The organism is Pseudomonas cucumis, from assembly GCF_030687935.1.
Taxonomy (GTDB): Bacteria; Pseudomonadota; Gammaproteobacteria; order Pseudomonadales; family Pseudomonadaceae; genus Aquipseudomonas; species Aquipseudomonas cucumis.
This window is the reverse complement of sequence record NZ_CP117454.1, coordinates 2182455-2199677: the sequence shown is the minus strand read 5'-3', so window position 1 is coordinate 2199677 and position 17223 is coordinate 2182455. Positions and strand designations below refer to the sequence as shown.

Genomic DNA, 17223 nt, shown 5'->3' with positions numbered 1-17223 from the left:
TATGGCGCAGCGGACGGGACTCGAACCCGCGACCCCCGGCGTGACAGGCCGGTATTCTAACCGACTGAACTACCGCTGCGTATCGCTTTGGACTTTCGCCCAAGTAACTCGTCTGACTGGAAAGCTTCGAGGCTTTTCAATCTCGAGACAGGTAAACCTGACTCGGAAAATATGGCGCAGCGGACGGGACTCGAACCCGCGACCCCCGGCGTGACAGGCCGGTATTCTAACCGACTGAACTACCGCTGCGCGTCGGTGGAGGCTTTTAAAAGCTTCCATCTTGCTTTCGCAAGACTCTCGGAAGTGGTGGGTGATGACGGGATCGAACCGCCGACATTCTGCTTGTAAGGCAGACGCTCTCCCAGCTGAGCTAATCACCCGTTTGCATCTCCGAGGCCGCGAAATTTACGCAGGTACCGAAGCTAAGTCAATACCCTGCTTGAAGTTTTTCTGAAAAAGACAAAATTGTGTCTTAACAGCCAAGCCGCTTTCGCGAGCAAGCCCGCTCCCACACTGGATCTGCGGCGGACCACAGGTTTGTGATCGACATAAATTCAGGTTGGGAGCGGGCCTGCTCGCGAAGACGGCGGCACATTCAACATCAATGCTGGCTACATCCATCGCAGCCACGCCTGGATTTACTCGCTGTAAATCATCTTCTTGGTCATGCCACCATCGACCACGAATTCCTGGCCCGTGACGAACCCGGCGTTCTTCGACAGCAACCACGCCACCATCGCCGCCACGTCCTCGACCGTCCCTACTCTGCCCGCCGGATGCTGCGCATGATCGGCGTCGGTCAGCGGTTCGGCACGCCGTGCCGCAGGGTCTCGCGCGTCGATCCAGCCAGGACTGACCGCATTGACGCGAATCTCCGGCCCTAAACTGATGGCCAAGGCGTGAGTCAGGGCCAACAGACCGCCCTTGCTCGCCGCATAAGCCTCTGTGTCGGGTTCTGACTGGCCGGCACGGGTCGAGGCCAGATTGACGATGGCGCCGCTGTGAGCGCGCAGGTACGGCGCACAGTGCTTGGCCAACAGCATCGGCCCGCTGAGGTTCACCGCCAGCACCCGGTTCCAGTAGGCCAGATCGAGGCTTTCCAGGGTAATGTTGTGCGGGTCGGCCACCGCCGCATTGCACACCAGCGCATCCAGACGCCCGAACTGTCCCAGCACCTCGGCCACGCCCAGTGCCACCTGCGCTTCATTCGCGACGTCCATGGCGATGAACCAGGCGTTTTCGCCAAGCACCTTCGCCACTTTCGAACCGCGCTCCCGATCCAGATCGGTCAGCACCACCTGCCAGCCTTCACTGATCAGCCAGGCAGCGATCCCCAGACCGATGCCGCGTGCCGCCCCGGTGACGAGCGCGACGCGGCCATGGGTGCCCGTGGTCGGCGTCGACAGCTCGATCACAAGGCAGCCAACCCGCGCGCCAGATCGGCCTGCAGGTCTGCCACGTCTTCCAGACCGACCGCTACGCGGATCAGGCTGTCACGGATCCCTGCCGCTTCACGCTCTTGCGGCGCGAGACGGCCGTGAGAAGTGGTGCTCGGGTGAGTGATAGTGGTTTTGCTGTCGCCCAGGTTGGCGGTGATGGAGATCAGGCGAGTCGCATCGATAAAGCGCCAGGCGCCCTCTTTGCCACCCTTGACTTCGAAACTCACGACCGCACCGAAACCCTTCTGCTGACGCTGGGCCAGTTCGTGCTGCGGGTGGCTCTTGAGACCGGCGTAATGGACTTTCTCGATACCGTCCTGCTGCTCCAGCCATTCGGCCAGTTGCTGGGCATTGGCGCAGTGTGCCTTCATGCGCAGGCTCAGCGTTTCCAGCCCCTTGAGGAAGATCCAGGCGTTGAACGGGCTCAGGGTCGGCCCGGCAGTACGCAGGAAACCGACGACTTCTTTCATCTGCTCGCTACGACCGGCCACAACACCACCCATGCAACGGCCTTGGCCGTCAATGAACTTGGTCGCCGAGTGCACAACGATGTCCGCGCCCAGCTTCAACGGCTGCTGCAACGCAGGGGTGCAGAAGCAATTGTCGACCACCAGCATCGTGCCCTTGGCATGAGCAATTTCCGACAGCGCTTTGATATCTACCAGCTCGGCCAGCGGGTTGGACGGCGACTCGACGAACAGCAATTTAGTGTTGGCCTTGATCGCCGCATCCCAGCCGGACAAGTCCGCCAGGGGCACGTAATCGACTTCGATGCCGAAGCGCTTGAAGTACTTTTCGAACAGGCTGATGGTCGAGCCGAATACACTACGCGACACCAGAACATGGTCGCCGGCGCTGCACAGGCTCATCACCACCGCCATGATTGCGGCCATGCCGGTCGCGGTGGCCACGGCTTGTTCGGCGCTTTCCAGCGCGGCAATACGCTCTTCGAACGCGCGCACAGTCGGGTTGGTGTAGCGCGAGTAAACGTTGCCCGGCACTTCGCCAGCAAAGCGCGCGGCTGCGTCGGCGGCGGTACGGAATACGTAGCTGGAAGTGAAGAACATCGGATCACCGTGTTCGCCTTCCGGCGTGCGGTGCTGACCGGCGCGTACGGCCAGGGTATCGAACGCTACGCCTTCGAGGTCGCTGTCCAGCCGACCGGCATCCCAATCCTGACTCATGCTGTCACTCCTTTCCTTATTCTCGTAAATTAAAAGCCAGATACAAAACCGGCCCCTCAGGGCCGGTAGTTACTCAGTTGTTGTACAGATCGATGATCGCACTGACTGCCTGGGTCTTGACCTTGGAGGCATCGTTGCGCGCCTGCTCGATCTTGTTCAGGTAAGCCTCGTCGACATCACCGGTGACGTACTGGCCGTCGAACACCGCGCAATCGAACTTCTCGATCTTGATCTTGCCGCCACCGACCGCTTCGATCAAGTCAGGCAGGTCCTGATAGATCAACCAGTCAGCGCCGATCAGGTCGGCAACGTCCTGGGTCGAACGGTTGTGAGCGATAAGCTCGTGAGCGCTCGGCATGTCGATGCCGTAGACGTTCGGGTAACGCACAGCCGGTGCCGCGGAGCAGAAATAGACGTTTTTGGCGCCGGCTTCGCGAGCCATCTGGATGATCTGCTTGCAGGTGGTGCCGCGAACGATGGAGTCGTCCACCAGCATCACGTTCTTGCCGCGGAATTCCAGCTCGATGGCGTTGAGCTTCTGGCGTACGGATTTTTTCCGTGCTGCCTGACCCGGCATGATGAAGGTCCGGCCGATGTAGCGGTTCTTCACGAAGCCTTCGCGAAACTTGACGCCCAAGTGGTTCGCCAGCTCCAGGGCCGCGGTGCGGCTGGTGTCCGGAATCGGGATGACCACGTCGATGTCGTGATCCGGACGCTCGCGCAGGATCTTCTCGGCGAGCTTCTCGCCCATGCGAAGGCGGGCCTTGTAGACCGAGACGCCGTCGATAATCGAGTCCGGACGCGCCAGGTAGACGTGTTCGAAAATGCACGGAGTCAGGGACGGATTGGTCGCGCACTGACGGGTGTGCAGCTTGCCGTCTTCAGTGATGTAGACCGCTTCGCCCGGTGCCAGGTCGCGAATCAGGGTGAAACCGAGCACGTCCAGCGAAACACTTTCGGAGGCGATCATGTACTCGACGCCTTCGTCAGTGTGACGCTGGCCGAAGACGATCGGACGGATGCCGTGCGGATCACGGAAACCGACGATGCCGTAACCGGTCACCATCGCCACGACCGCGTAGCCACCGACGCAACGGTTGTGCACGTCGGTGACGGCAGCGAACACATCTTCTTCGGTCGGCTGCAACTTGCCGCGCTGGGCCAACTCGTGTGCGAACACGTTGAGCAGCACTTCCGAATCGGAGTTGGTGTTGACGTGGCGCAGGTCAGATTCGTAAATCTCCTTCGCCAGCTGTTCAACGTTGGTCAGGTTACCGTTATGCGCCAGAGTGATGCCATACGGCGAGTTGACGTAAAACGGTTGAGCTTCGGCCGAGGTCGAACTGCCCGCGGTCGGGTAACGCACATGGCCAATGCCCATGTGGCCGACCAGGCGCTGCATGTGACGCTGATGGAACACGTCACGCACCAGGCCATTGTCCTTGCGCAGGAATAACCGGCCATCATGGCTGGTCACGATACCGGCAGCGTCCTGGCCGCGGTGCTGGAGGACGGTTAGCGCGTCATACAGCGCCTGATTGACGTTCGACTTACCGACGATACCGACGATGCCACACATGCGACGCAACCCCTACTTAATGGATCTGAACTGAACACAACTCACTGAGGCGTTTTGGCCGTCGGCAAGAGATGCTCCTTGAACGGTATATCAGCGGGTACGCTGATTCCGCTGGCAAGCCACTGACTACTCCACCCCAGGATCAGGTTTTTGGACCAGTCTGCAACCAATAGAAATTTTGGCACGAGCTGTGACTCTTGCCACCACCCGTCCTGCTGTACCGGCCCCAGGCTCAACAGCCCGACCGCCACAACCACCAGCAACACGCCACGCGCTGCGCCGAAGGCCATGCCGAGGAATCGATCGGTCCCGGATAGGCCGGTGACGCGAACCAATTCGCCGATAAGATAATTGATCATTGCGCCTACGATTAAAGTGGCGACAAACATGATGGCACAGCCCGCGATCACGCGAGCCGACGGTGTTTCGATGTATCCGCCGAGGTACTCGGACAATGAGCCACCAAACATCCAGGCAACGCCTCCTGCGATGATCCAGGTCAGCAGCGAGAGTGCTTCTTTGACGAAGCCGCGGCTAAGACTGATCAAAGCGGAGATGGCGACGATTGCAACGATCGCCCAATCAACCCAGGTAAATGGCACAGTGCAGCCTACAGACAGATAAGGCGGCGCATTTTAGCAGAGCCCATGGCTGTCGGTAAGCTGAGATTATCAGTGCTTTTCAAATCGGGGCGATAGTTTTAACCACGCTCAGGCTGAAAACGTACCACAAAGCCCTTGAGGTTCTGTTGGCGACTCAACAAGTCACGCAGACGATCGGCTTCCGCGCGCTCGATCAGCGGCCCGACGAATACCCGATTCTTGCCATCGGCGGAGCGGATATAGGCGTTATAGCCTTGGCTGCGCAGGGTTTTCTGCAAACTTTCAGCGCTTTCTCGACTCGTCAGGCTCGCCAGTTGCACCGACCAACTGACCGACAGGCCATTGGCATCGACGCGGCTCGGGGTGGTAGCCGGCTTGCTCGGTGCGGCAGTAATTGGCTGGGCAGGTGCCGGTACAGGCTTGGCGACTGGCGCCGGAGGTGGCGTGACCGGTTTGGGAGCCGACGGGGCTGGCGGCGCTGGTGCCACAGGAGCACTTGGGGCAATCGGTGTTGACGGTACTTGCTGCGCGGCAATTTCGTCATCGCTTGGCACAGGTTCCTGCGGCAATGCCTGCGGTTCAGGCACCACCACCGGCTCGACCTGCACTTGCGGCAGAGCCGGCGCTTGCGGTGCGGCCGGCGCATCGACCCTCACCTGGCGCTGTTCGTCCTGACGGGAAAACAGCATTGGCAGGAAAATCACCGCCAGCGCCACCAGCACCAGGGCACCGACCATGCGCTGCTTGTACGCCTTATCCAGCAAAGCCATTTGCCGCTTCCTCCGTGGAGTGCCGGGCCAGCCATTCAAGGGCCTCGGCGACACAATAAAATGATCCGAACAACAGAATTTCGTCGTCGCTCGTCGCCTGCGCGCACTGCCCTTCCAAGGCGGCGGCCACACTGTCATAAGACGTTACCGAGGCGCCAAGATTCTGCAACGCCGCGTGCAACTGCTCAACGGGCCGCGCCCTCGGCGAATCCAGCGGGGCGACAGCCCAATGCTGGACACTAGCATTCAATTCACCGACAACACCATCCAGATCCTTGTCCGCCAACAACCCGAACACCGCCAGACGCTTGCCGGCCGGCGGTCGACTGGCCAGACGACGGGCCAGGTATTCTGCCGCATGGGGGTTGTGCCCCACGTCCAGCAACACATTCAGACGCTTGCCCTGCCAGTCGAACTGACGGCGATCGAGACGACCGACCACGCGTGTCGCTTTCAGGGCTTCAATAATCTGTGCATCTACCCAAGGCATACCGAGCAGCAGGTAAGCCTGCAGTGCCAATGCGGCGTTCTCCATCGGCAGATCGAGCAATGGCAGATCATGCAACTCGACTGCACGCCCTTGAGCATCAAGGCCGCGCCATTGCCAGTTGTGATCGGTGATACCCAGGTCGAAATCGCGCCCACGCAGAAAAAACGGGCAATTGAGCTCGCGCGCTTTATCCAGTAATGGTTGGGGGGGATTCAGATCGCCACAGAGCGCAGGCGCGCCTTGGCGAAAAATGCCGGCTTTTTCGTAAGCCACGGACTCACGGGTATCACCCAGGTAATCCGCATGATCGACGCCGATGCTGGTGACCAGCGCCATGTCCGCATCGACCACATTGACCGTGTCCAGACGACCACCCAGACCCACTTCCAGCACCACCGCATCAAGCCCTGCCTGTTGAAACAGCCAGAACGCCGCCAGGGTGCCCATTTCGAAGTAAGTCAGGGAAGTGTCGCCACGACCGGCCTCGACCGCAGCGAAGGCTTCGCACAGCTCGGCGTCGGTGGCTTCGACACCATTGACCTGCACCCGCTCGTTGTAACGCAGCAGGTGCGGAGAATTGTAGACACCGACGTTCAGGCCCTGCGCCCGCAGCAATGAAGCCACGAATGCGCAGGTAGAACCCTTGCCGTTGGTGCCAGTAACCGTGATCACCCGAGGCGCCGGTTTGCCCAGTCCCATGCGGGACGCTACCTGTTGCGAACGCTCCAGCCCCATGTCGATGGCCGAAGGATGCAACTGTTCAAGGTAGGCGAGCCACTCGCCAAGGGTGCGTTGGGTCATATGTTGGCAGGCACCGGCGGAACAACGATCGGCTCAATCGGCGCGGCGACGAATTTTGGCGTCGGCAAGCCCATCATTTGTGCCAGCAGGTTGCCCAGACGCGGGCGCAGTTCCTGACGGTGAATGATCATGTCGATCGCGCCGTGCTCCAGCAGGAACTCACTGCGCTGGAAGCCTTCCGGCAGTTTTTCGCGAACGGTTTGTTCGATAACGCGCGGGCCGGCGAAACCGATCAGGGCTTTTGGCTCACCAACGATTACGTCGCCGAGCATCGCCAGACTGGCGGAAACACCGCCGTAGACCGGGTCGGTCAGTACCGAGATAAACGGAATGCCTTCTTCACGCAGACGCGCCAGCACCGCTGAGGTCTTGGCCATTTGCATCAGGGAGATCAGTGCTTCCTGCATCCGCGCACCACCAGAGGCGGCAAAGCAGATCATCGGGCAGCGGTTTTCCAGGGCGTAGTTGGCAGCGCGCACGAAGCGCTCACCGACGATGGCGCCCATCGAGCCGCCCATGAAGGAGAATTCGAAGGCCGATACCACGACCGGCATACCCAGCAAGGTGCCGCTCATGGAGATCAGTGCATCTTTTTCGCCGGTCTGCTTTTGCGCAGCGGTCAGGCGATCCTTGTACTTCTTGCCGTCACGGAATTTCAGACGGTCAACCGGCTCCAGGTCCGCGCCCAGTTCGGCACGACCATCAGCGTCGAGGAAGATGTCGATGCGCGCGCGCGCGCCGATACGCATGTGGTGGTTGCACTTGGGGCAAACATCCAGGGTCTTTTCCAGCTCCGGACGATACAGCACCGCCTCGCAAGACGGGCATTTGTGCCACAGACCTTCAGGCACCGAGCTCTTCTTGACCTCGGAACGCATGATCGAAGGGATCAGTTTGTCTACTAACCAGTTGCTCATGCTTTCTTTCTCCAGTACCGGCGGCCCGAACGCTCTGGTTCGCAGCCCCGCGTATGCCCTTGAGCTAAATTCATATGTGTGGCGATGATCGATGGCTTGCCGGGTCAGCGAGATGTGACCTGCGTACAACCCCAAATATCCTCAGCCATGCCTGTGGACGGCGGCAGTGTGCCAGCCGTCACATCAACGTGGGGGCTGTCGAGTGAAGCGAGGCTGCGATCTTTTGATCTTGCATGTAAAAAACAAAGTCAAAAGATCGCAGCCTCGTTTCACTCGACAGCTCCTACGAGCTCCGATGTACCGCTTTGATGAATGCCTGAATCTTTGCGTGATCCTTGATGCCCTTGCTCGCCTCTACTCCACCGCTGACGTCCACCGCGTAAGGCCGAACCCGGGCAATCGCTTCGGCGACGTTGTCCGGTGTCAAGCCGCCCGCCAGGATGATCGGCTTGCTCAGGCCTTGCGGTATCAGAGACCAGTCGAACGCTTCACCGGTTCCGCCGGGAATGCCTTCAACGTAAGTGTCGAGCAGGATTCCGCTGGCACTGGCGTAGGCATCGCAAGCTGCTGCGATGTCGTCGCCTGCCTTGACCCGCAACGCCTTGATGTAGGGCCGGTGCCAGCCTTCACAGTCGGCCGCGGTCTCGTCACCATGGAACTGCAGCAGGTCCAGCGGCACGGCATCGAGGATTTCCCCCAACTCGCAGCGGCTGGCATTGACGAACAACCCCACGGTGGTCACGAACGGCGGCAAGGCCTTGATGATCGCCCTCGCCTGCTGGAACGTCACAGCCCGCGGGCTTTTGGCGTAGAACACAAATCCGATGGCATCGGCCCCGGCCTCGACCGCCGCCAACGCATCCTCTATGCGGGTAATCCCACAAATTTTGCTGCGAACGGCTGACATGTCGATAGAACCTCAGGACAAATCCGGGAAAGTCCCGGATGGTAACAAAACCGTTCGAAGGCGTCAGCCGTCAAGTTCCGAGAAGCCTGTCAGGAAGTGTGGGCCTATGTAACGCTCGGGCAATTCAAACTCATCGCGATACTCGACCTGTACCAGATACAGGCCAAACGGATGGGCCGTCACCCCGCCGGAACGACGCACACGACTTTCCAGGACTTCCTTCATCCACTCCACGGGACGCTCGCTGGCACCGATGGTCATCAGCACGCCTGCGATGTTACGCACCATGTGGTGCAGGAACGCGCTGGCGCGGATATCCAGCACAATCATTTTGCCGTGGCGGGTGACGCGCAGGTGATGCAGCTCCTTGATCGGCGACTTGGCCTGGCACTGACCGGCGCGAAATGCGCTGAAGTCGTGGGTGCCGACCAGGTATTGCGCGGCCTCGGACATGCGCTCGACGTCCAGCGGGCGATGGTTCCAGGTGATTTCATCGTTCAGGTGTGCCGGGCGGATCTGATCGTTGTAGATCACATAACGATAACGACGGGCGATGGCCTTGAATCGCGCATGGAAATCCGCCGGCATGACCTTGGCCCAACTGACACTGATGTCATGCGGCAAATTGATATTGGCACCCATGACCCAGGCCTTCATCGAACGCTCGACCTGGGTATCGAAATGCACCACTTGCCCGCAAGCATGCACACCGGCGTCGGTACGCCCTGCGCAATGCAGCGACACCGGTGAGTCGGCGACTTTGGACAAGGCCTTTTCGAGGGTTTCCTGCACTGTGGCCACACCGGAGGCCTGACGCTGCCAGCCGCGATAGCGCGAACCTTTGTACTCAACGCCCAACGCGATCCGGAAAAAGCCGTCGGCCGCCATTTCGGCGGCCGGATTATCTATATTTGCCAAGGGGTGACAGCCTGCTGATTTACGCGAAGGCAGGCATTATAAGGCCGCTTGGCCGGGATGTCAGAGCTGCGTGTTTATTGTGAATTGTCGGGTCGGGATTTGTACTGGGACTGAGCCCCCCATCGCGGGCAAGCCGCCCCCACAGGATCGGGGCTATTCGCATTGTTTGTATCCGACACCAATTCCTTGTGGGAGCGGGCTTGCCCGCGATGACGGCGCAACTGTCGACATTGATGTCGAATCTGACGGTTCGCCTCACATCACCACTCAAACAAAAACGGCAGCCTCGATGGGCTGCCGTTTTTGTTTATGCCTTACCGATGACTCATGCCAGACGCGAGAGCATTTCCTTGGCTTCGCTCTTCTGGCCAGCATCGCCTTCGGTCACTACCTCATTGAGGATGTCCCGAGCGCCGTCGTTGTCGCCCATGTCGATGTAGGCCTGGGCCAGGTCGAGTTTGGTGGCGACTTCATCGGTGCCGGAGAGGAAGTCGAAGTCCGGCTCATCGGCCGCGGAGGCCAAAGCGTCTTCGGCGGTGAAGCTTGGCTCACCGAGGCTCTGGGACAAACGATCCAACTCGGCGTTGACGTCGCTGAGTTCGCTTTCGAAGGCATCAGGCTGATCCGGGGCGGCGTCCATTTCATCGGCCAGTGACAGATCGAAATCCGCAGGCAGCTCCAAATCATCGAGCGTTGGCTCGGTCACGGGTGGCGCTTCGGCAGCAGGCAAGTCCTTGAGGTCTTCATCCAGACTCAGCAGGAAGTCGTCTTCGGCCAAGGTTGCCGGAGAGGCATTGCCGCCCAGGTCCATGTCCAGATCGAAGTCCGACAGATCGTCGAGGTTTTCCTTGATTTCAGTCTGTTGCTGCAACACCGACTCAAAGCTCAGATCGTCGTCCAGCGGAAATTCGTCCAGCTCAGCCAGAGCTTCTGGTGCCGGTGTTGGCTCCGGCTCTGGTGCTGGCTCTGGTTCCGCCGCAACGGCAGGCGCGATCGGAGTAGCCGCCTCCAGATCGTCCAGGCTCAAATCGAAGGCGCTGTCGAAGTCGGACAATGCCGGTTCCGGGGCTTGCGGCTCGTCCAGCAGCAGATCCTTGACGTATTGCGCGTCCAGTTCGGCGGCGATGGCGGCGGCAGCCAGACCGCTGGCCGCCACAACAGCCATGGCCGGGAAGCGGCTTTTCAACTCTTCGACCCGGGCGAAGTTATCGCCGTTGGCCACCAGTTGACGCTCCTGGGCGACGAACGCATCGCGGTCGCCCTGCTGACCGTAGACTTCCATCAGCTTCAGACGCAGGTCACTGCGTTGCGGCTCTTGCTTGATAGCGTTTTCCAGCAAGGCGGCGGCCTGATTCAGACGACCGCCTGCAATGTGCGACTGCGCCTGAGCCAGTACGTCGTCGGAACGCTCGGAACGCTCGGCGGCAGGCGATACCAGTGGCGCAGCGATCGGCGGCGTCACCACAACTGGAGCAATCACCGGGGCCGGTGTGGGCGCAGGTGTTGGCGCGGTCGCGAGTTTCACGCTCGGCGGCGGAACTTCCAGGCCTTCGAAGCTGCTTTCTGGCAGGTCTTGGTCGACGGAGAACTCTTGCTCCTCCTCCAAGGCACGGGCCATGCGCAGATGCTTCTCGGCCTCTTGCTGGGCTTTGCGGCGACGGGCCAACAACAGCAACAAGAGCAGCAGAACCACCGCACCGCCACCCACCAACCCCAGCAGGATCGGGTTGGTCAGCAGCTCGTTGAATTTCTGATCATCGGATGTTGCAGGCGCTGGCTCGACGGCTGGTGCCGGAACAGCTTCTGGTTCAGCAGTCTCTGGCGCAGGTGCCGGAGCTGCGTCCGCAGGCGTTGCCGCAGGGTTGGCCGCCAGCTCGGCTGACATCGCCGGAGCGGTCGGAGCTGTCGCCGGTGCGTCCGCGCCGCCTTCGGCCTGCAACTTGGCCAATTGGTTGTTCTTCAGTTCGATCAGGCGTTGCAGCTTATCCAGCTGACTCTGCAGATCGCTCATGCGGCTTTTCAGTTCAGCGTTGTCACGACGAGTGGTGTCGAGGCTTTCCTGGGTGACGGCCAGTTTGTTACTCAACGCTTTCGCATCACCAGCAGCACCTTTGCCCCCCTTGCCGGTATCGGCAGAAACCAGGCTCAGTTTGTCTGTGGCGGCTTGCGACGAAGCATCTTCACCGCGAGCACGCTTGGTGGCGTCGAGTTGCTGCTGACCGGTTCCCGGTTTCGCCACGTAGCGGCGGCCCTGACGCCACGCGGTGTTCTGCGCGGCGACCTCAGCAATGGCCTTGGGTTGTGGCAGGTTGGTGCTCTGCACCTGATCAGGCAGACGCAACACCTGACCGGTTTTCAGTCGGTTGATGTTGCCGTCGATGAACGCATCCGGGTTCAGCGCCTGGATGGCCAGCATGGTCTGCTGAATCGAACCGCCGTTACGCGCCTTCGCGGCGATTTCCCACAGGGTATCGCGCGCTGTGGTGGTGTATTGCGACGATTTGGTCGCACCGGTAACCGGCGCGGTCACCGTTTGGGCTGGCGCCGGTTGCGCGGCGGCATCAGCGGTCTGCGGCGAGAATTTGGACGGGTCAAGCAGCACACTGTAATCGCGCAGCAGACGACCGTTGGGCCACATCACCTGAACCAGGAATTTCACCATCGGTTCGGACAGCGGTTTGCTGGACGTGACGCGCAGGATGCTTTTGCCGCTGGCGTTAAGCACCGGGGTGAAGGTCAGGTCATTGAGAAACGCCTGGCGATCGACACCGGCCTTGGCGAAATCTTCGGGCGAGGCCAGGCTCGGCACCACTTCGGCAGACGTGAGGTCCTTGACGTCGAGCAACTCGATTTCTGCGACCAGAGGCTGGTTCAGCGTCGATTTCAGGGTCAGTTCCCCGAGCCCGAGGGCATGCGCCATACCGGAGGACAGCGCCGAGGCGGCCGCTATTGCTAACACCAGTTTGCGAACTTGAACCATAACCTCTTCCTTTGTTTGAACATTCCTCGGCCAGCGAGAAGGTGTTGATTGCCGCTGCCGTAAGGCATTGCGCGCGGCGACGAAGGGTCGTCGCGCGCGATCATTTCATTCATGCAATGGGAAGCCCTGCGGGGTGGCTCACCTTAAGCATTCCGGCCAAGCATGACGCTCGGCGGGAATCATTCGATAAATTGTTGCCAAGTATCTTTTACAGCAGGTCTTTTATCAACAATTCAGCCACCTGCACAGCATTGAGCGCGGCGCCTTTGCGTACGTTATCTGACGTCAGCCACATATTAAGTTCCGCCGGGTCGTCGATCCCGCCGCGAACCCGACCAACGTAAACCACGTCCTGCCCTACCGCATCGCCTACCGGGGTCGGGTAATCGCCCGCCTCGACCAGTTCGATGCCGGGTGCCGCGTCCAGTGCCGCGTTGACTTTCGCCAGATCCACAGCGCTCGATGACTGCAAGGTCACGCTAAAGCTATCGCCGAAAAACACCGGAGCTTGAATGCAAGTGACGGAAATCTTTAATGAAGGTAGCACCATGACCTGACGCAGCTCGCGCACCAGACGTTTTTCCAGCAGCGTATGGCCCTGATCATCAGGTTTACCGACTTGCGCCAACAGGTTGAAAGCCATCTGCCGGTCGAAGAACTTCGGCTCCAGCGGGCGCACATTGAGCAGCTCGGCGGTTTGTCGAGCCAGCTCGGTGACGGCTTCGCGGCCTTGGGCAGAAACCGCCAGGCACGCTGTCAGGCTGACGCGTTGCAGGTCGAGCAAACCGAGCAATGGCGCCAGCACCACCGCCAGCGTCGCGGCCGAAGGGCTTGGGCTACTGACCTGGAAGGGCTTTTTCAGACCGGCCAGAATTTCAGCGTTGGCCTCAGGCACCACCTGCGGCGCCTGATCGGCCGGCAAGGCGCCGGACAGGTCAATCAGCGAGCAACCGGCGGCCGTGGCACGCGGAGCGAAACTGAGGGTCACCGCCGGGCCGGCGGCAAAGAACACCAACTGGACTTTGCTGAAATCGAATTCATCGACTTCCCGTACCCGCACGTTCTTGCCGCGAAACGGTACCGAATGCCCGGCTGATTCACTGCTCGCCAGCAGGTGCAGGTTACCGACCGGAAAATCCCGCTCTTCGAGAATCTGGACGAGTGTTTCGCCGACAGTACCGGTGGCGCCGATCACGGCAATATCAAAGGACTGGCTCATGGTTCTACCTCTGGCGAAACGGGGGGAGCGGCACTTTACCGGGTGGTTGGCGGTGAGGCAATTCGGCGGAGACCTGCGGCGCCAGTTCCGGCCTCATCGCGGGCAAGCCCGCTCCCACAGGGTTCAGCGCAATCCTTGTGGGAGCGGGCTTGCCCGCGATGACGAAAGAGCAGACAACCACCCCCCTCAGACTGTCGCGCATAAAAAAACCCGCACCTCTTTCAAGGCACGGGCTCTTTCATTAGTTCAACAGATCAACGCTCAAGCAGGATCCGCAGCATGCGACGCAGCGGTTCGGCCGCGCCCCACAGCAGTTGGTCGCCGACGGTGAAGGCACCGACGAACTGCGACCCCATGTTCAGCTTGCGCAGACGGCCAACCGGCACGTTCAGGGTACCGGTAACCTTTGTAGGGCTCAGCTCCTGCATGCTGATCTCACGGTTGTTCGGCACCAGTTTGACCCATGGGTTGTGCTGGCTGATCAGCCCTTCGATGTCGGCAATTGGCACATCTTTGTTCAGCTTGATGGTCAGCGCCTGGCTGTGGCAACGCATGGCGCCGACGCGCACGCAGATGCCGTCAACCGGGATCGGGCTCTTGAAGCGACCGAGGATCTTGTTGGTCTCGGCCTGGGCCTTCCACTCTTCACGGCTCTGACCGTTCGGCAGTTCCTTGTCGATCCACGGGATCAGGCTGCCGGCCAGCGGTACGCCGAAGTTTTCGGTCGGGTACGCGTCGCTGCGCATGGCTTCGGCGACACGACGGTCGATGTCGAGGATCGCGCTGGCCGGATCGGCCAGTTGATCGGCGACAGCGCCATGGGTCACCCCCATTTGCTTGATCAGTTCACGCATGTGCTGCGCGCCGCCACCGGAGGCCGCCTGATAGGTCATGGCGCTCATCCACTCGACCAGACCGGCTTCGAACAGACCGCCCAGGCCCATCAGCATCAAGCTGACGGTGCAGTTGCCGCCGATGTAGTTCTTGGTGCCCGCATCGAGCTGCTGGTCGATGACCTTGCGGTTCACCGGGTCCAGCACGATCACCGCGTCATCCTGCATGCGCAGGCTGGAAGCGGCGTCGATCCAGTAACCCTGCCAGCCGGCTTCGCGCAGCTTCGGGAAGACTTCGCTGGTGTAGTCGCCACCCTGGCAGGTCAGAATCACGTCGAGGGTTTTCAGCTCTTCAATGCTGTAAGCGTCCTTGAGCGGAGCAATGTCCTTGCCCACGGAAGGGCCTTGGCCACCGACATTGGAAGTGGTGAAAAACACCGGCTCAATAAGATCGAAATCCTGCTCTTCCAGCATCCGCTGCATGAGCACGGAACCGACCATACCGCGCCAACCGATCAGACCTACACGTTTCATCGCAACTACACCTTCTTAAAAGTGGGCCGCTGCTTTCATGGTTGAAAGTTGCAGCGGGCCAAAGAGATTACAGATTCCGCAGCGCGGCGACTACTGCATCGCCCATTTCCTGCGTACCGACCTTGGTGCAACCGGCCGACCAGATGTCGCCTGTGCGCAGGCCCTGATCCAATACCAGGCTCACGGCCTTCTCGATAGCATCGGCCGCATCCTGCAGATTGAAGCTGTAACGCAGCATCATCGACACCGACAGAATGGTCGCCAACGGGTTGGCAATGCCCTTGCCAGCGATGTCCGGCGCCGAACCGTGGCACGGCTCGTACATGCCTTTGTTGTTGGCATCCAGCGACGCCGACGGCAGCATGCCGATGGAGCCGGTGAGCATCGACGCTTCGTCGGAAAGAATGTCGCCGAACAGGTTGTCGGTGACGATCACGTCGAATTGCTTCGGTGCACGCACCAGTTGCATGGCGGCGTTGTCGACGTACATGTGGCTCAGTTCGACGTCCGGGTAGTCCTTGGCCACTTGCTCGACGACTTCACGCCACAGTTGGCTGGACGCCAGCACGTTGGCCTTGTCCACCGAGCACAGCTTCTTGCCACGCACGCGGGCCATGTCGAAACCGACACGGGCGATACGGCGGATTTCGGTTTCGCTGTACGGCAGGGTGTCGTAGGCCTGACGCTCGCCATTTTCCAGTTCACGCACGCCACGTGGCGCGCCGAAGTAGATCCCGCCGGTCAGTTCACGGACGATCAGGATGTCCAGGCCGGCAACGATTTCTGCCTTAAGGCTGGAAGCCTCGGCCAGTTGCGGGTACAGGATTGCCGGACGCAGGTTACCGAACAGGCCCAGTTGCGCACGGATTTTCAGCAGACCGCGCTCAGGGCGGATGTCACGTTCGATGGTGTCCCATTTCGGACCGCCCACGGCGCCCAGCAATACTGCATCGGCGGCACGGGCACGGGCCAGGGTTTCGTCGGCCAGCGGCACGCCGTGCTTGTCGATGGCGGCACCACCGATCACGTCATGACTCAGTTCGAAGCCCAGGCTGTACTTGTCGTTCGCCAGCTCCAGCACCTTGACCGCTTCGGCCATGATTTCCGGGCCAATACCGTCACCCGGGAGAATCAGAATCTGCTTGCTCATGCGTTCCTCATGTCATCAGTCGGCACGCCCGTGGGCATGCCCGGAAAAATTCTATCGCTCGAAGAGCTTATCGTTCAGCCATCAGCACCAGCACATCTGTACTGAACGAACCATCGGCTTCAATCTCAAAATATTCGCGAACTTCATTGCCCATCGATCGCTGCAACTCACGGATCGCCGCGCGCATCACCTGCGGCGTGCGCATGCGCTCAACCCAGGAGGTGTATTCAAGGCGCAGCCGTTGGCGCGTGGTGCTGCGGGTATGCAACCCCGCTTCGCTGACCTGACGCAACCACTCACCGGCAGAATAATCGCGCACGTGACTGGTGTCGCGCAGCACTTCGACGCTTTGCAGGTAAGTGTCGAATAGAGGGCTGCCGGGCGACAACACATCAATGAACGCCGCCACTCCGCCAGGCTTCAACACCCGACGAACTTCCCGCAAGGCCAGCCCGAGGTCGCTCCAATGGTGCGCCGAATACCGGCTGAAAACGAAATCGAACTCGCCATCGGCAAATGGCAGGCGCTCGGCGGCGCCCAGTACCGTGGACACGTTGCCCAAGCCCCGATCAATGGCAGCAGCCGCCACCACGTAGAGCATCTGCTGAGACAGATCGTAAGCGACCACTTCCTTGACCAGCGAAGCCACGTGAAAGCTCACATGACCGGCGCCACAACCGAGGTCGAGCACGCGAGCATCGCCCTGCCCCGCCAGTTCAGCCTGTAGCAGCGCGAATTCAGTGCCTTGAGCGTGTACGGCGCTGCTCAGATAGGCCGAGGCCTGTTCACCGAATTGCTTTTGTACTACCTGACTGTGCTGGGCGGTGCTGGTCATGGGGACTTCCTTTTTGGGGTTTAGCCTTGTGTTGTCTGGTGGGCCTCTTCGCGGGCAAGCCTCGC

The 17223-nt window shown here is 60.5% G+C and carries 14 protein-coding genes and 3 tRNA genes; all 17 read right to left on the bottom strand.

Annotation, left to right across the window (positions count from 1 at the left end):
• Positions 1-2: 2 nt before the first annotated feature.
• The 17 genes from PSH97_RS10035 to PSH97_RS09955 all read right to left on the bottom strand — a co-directional run bounded on the left by PSH97_RS10035 (position 3) and on the right by PSH97_RS09955 (position 17158).
• Positions 3-79 (bottom strand) — tRNA-Asp (locus PSH97_RS10035).
• A gap of 93 nt (positions 80-172) precedes the next feature.
• Positions 173-249, bottom strand: a tRNA-Asp gene (locus PSH97_RS10030).
• Between the two features lie 55 nt (positions 250-304).
• A tRNA-Val gene (locus PSH97_RS10025) sits at positions 305-380 on the bottom strand.
• Between the two features lie 258 nt (positions 381-638).
• Positions 639-1415: an SDR family oxidoreductase gene (locus PSH97_RS10020; protein WP_007905933.1), complete on the bottom strand. Its 777-nt coding sequence runs from the start codon at positions 1413-1415 to the stop codon at positions 639-641.
• A complete protein-coding gene (locus tag PSH97_RS10015; RefSeq protein ID WP_048395135.1) occupies positions 1412-2623 on the bottom strand; it encodes an O-succinylhomoserine sulfhydrylase in 1212 nt (403 codons plus the stop codon). Before PSH97_RS10015 ends, PSH97_RS10020 begins: the two co-directional genes overlap by 4 nt.
• 73 nt (positions 2624-2696) lie before the next feature.
• Complete coding sequence (purF, locus tag PSH97_RS10010; RefSeq protein WP_007905939.1) at positions 2697-4202, bottom strand: amidophosphoribosyltransferase; 1506 nt, start codon at positions 4200-4202, stop codon at positions 2697-2699.
• A gap of 41 nt (positions 4203-4243) precedes the next feature.
• Positions 4244-4804 carry a CvpA family protein gene (locus PSH97_RS10005; RefSeq protein ID WP_052965529.1) on the bottom strand — a complete coding sequence of 187 codons (561 nt, stop codon included), beginning with the start codon at positions 4802-4804 and terminating at the stop codon, positions 4244-4246.
• A gap of 98 nt (positions 4805-4902) precedes the next feature.
• Positions 4903-5574: an SPOR domain-containing protein gene (locus tag PSH97_RS10000; RefSeq protein ID WP_305449034.1), complete on the bottom strand. Its 672-nt coding sequence runs from the start codon at positions 5572-5574 to the stop codon at positions 4903-4905.
• Positions 5558-6865: a bifunctional tetrahydrofolate synthase/dihydrofolate synthase gene (gene folC / locus PSH97_RS09995; protein WP_305449033.1), complete on the bottom strand. Its 1308-nt coding sequence runs from the start codon at positions 6863-6865 to the stop codon at positions 5558-5560. The genes PSH97_RS10000 and folC overlap by 17 nt, the downstream gene beginning before the upstream one ends.
• On the bottom strand, positions 6862-7782 hold the full coding sequence (gene accD / locus PSH97_RS09990) for an acetyl-CoA carboxylase, carboxyltransferase subunit beta (protein WP_007905946.1): 921 nt from the start codon (positions 7780-7782) through the stop codon (positions 6862-6864). Before accD ends, folC begins: the two co-directional genes overlap by 4 nt.
• Before the next feature lie 283 nt (positions 7783-8065).
• Positions 8066-8689, bottom strand: coding sequence for a phosphoribosylanthranilate isomerase (locus PSH97_RS09985; protein WP_305449032.1), 624 nt, complete (start codon positions 8687-8689; stop codon positions 8066-8068).
• 63 nt (positions 8690-8752) lie between these two features.
• The gene (truA, locus tag PSH97_RS09980; RefSeq protein WP_305449772.1) at positions 8753-9577 is read right to left on the bottom strand and encodes a tRNA pseudouridine(38-40) synthase TruA; all 825 of its coding nucleotides are present in this window, start codon (positions 9575-9577) and stop codon (positions 8753-8755) included.
• A gap of 355 nt (positions 9578-9932) precedes the next feature.
• Positions 9933-12587, bottom strand: a complete 2655-nt coding sequence (locus PSH97_RS09975) for a FimV/HubP family polar landmark protein (RefSeq protein ID WP_305449031.1) — start codon at positions 12585-12587, stop codon at positions 9933-9935.
• A gap of 208 nt (positions 12588-12795) precedes the next feature.
• Positions 12796-13806, bottom strand: a complete 1011-nt coding sequence (locus PSH97_RS09970; RefSeq protein ID WP_305449030.1) for an aspartate-semialdehyde dehydrogenase — start codon at positions 13804-13806, stop codon at positions 12796-12798.
• A 254-nt stretch (positions 13807-14060) separates the two neighbouring features.
• Entirely contained in the window at positions 14061-15173 is a 1113-nt protein-coding gene (gene asd, locus PSH97_RS09965) for an aspartate-semialdehyde dehydrogenase (protein ID WP_038980075.1), read from the bottom strand.
• Between the two features lie 67 nt (positions 15174-15240).
• Positions 15241-16323: a 3-isopropylmalate dehydrogenase gene (gene leuB / locus PSH97_RS09960; RefSeq protein ID WP_008007203.1), complete on the bottom strand. Its 1083-nt coding sequence runs from the start codon at positions 16321-16323 to the stop codon at positions 15241-15243.
• Between the two features lie 67 nt (positions 16324-16390).
• Positions 16391-17158 carry a class I SAM-dependent methyltransferase gene (locus PSH97_RS09955; RefSeq protein ID WP_305449029.1) on the bottom strand — a complete coding sequence of 256 codons (768 nt, stop codon included), beginning with the start codon at positions 17156-17158 and terminating at the stop codon, positions 16391-16393.
• Positions 17159-17223: the final 65 nt, after the last annotated feature.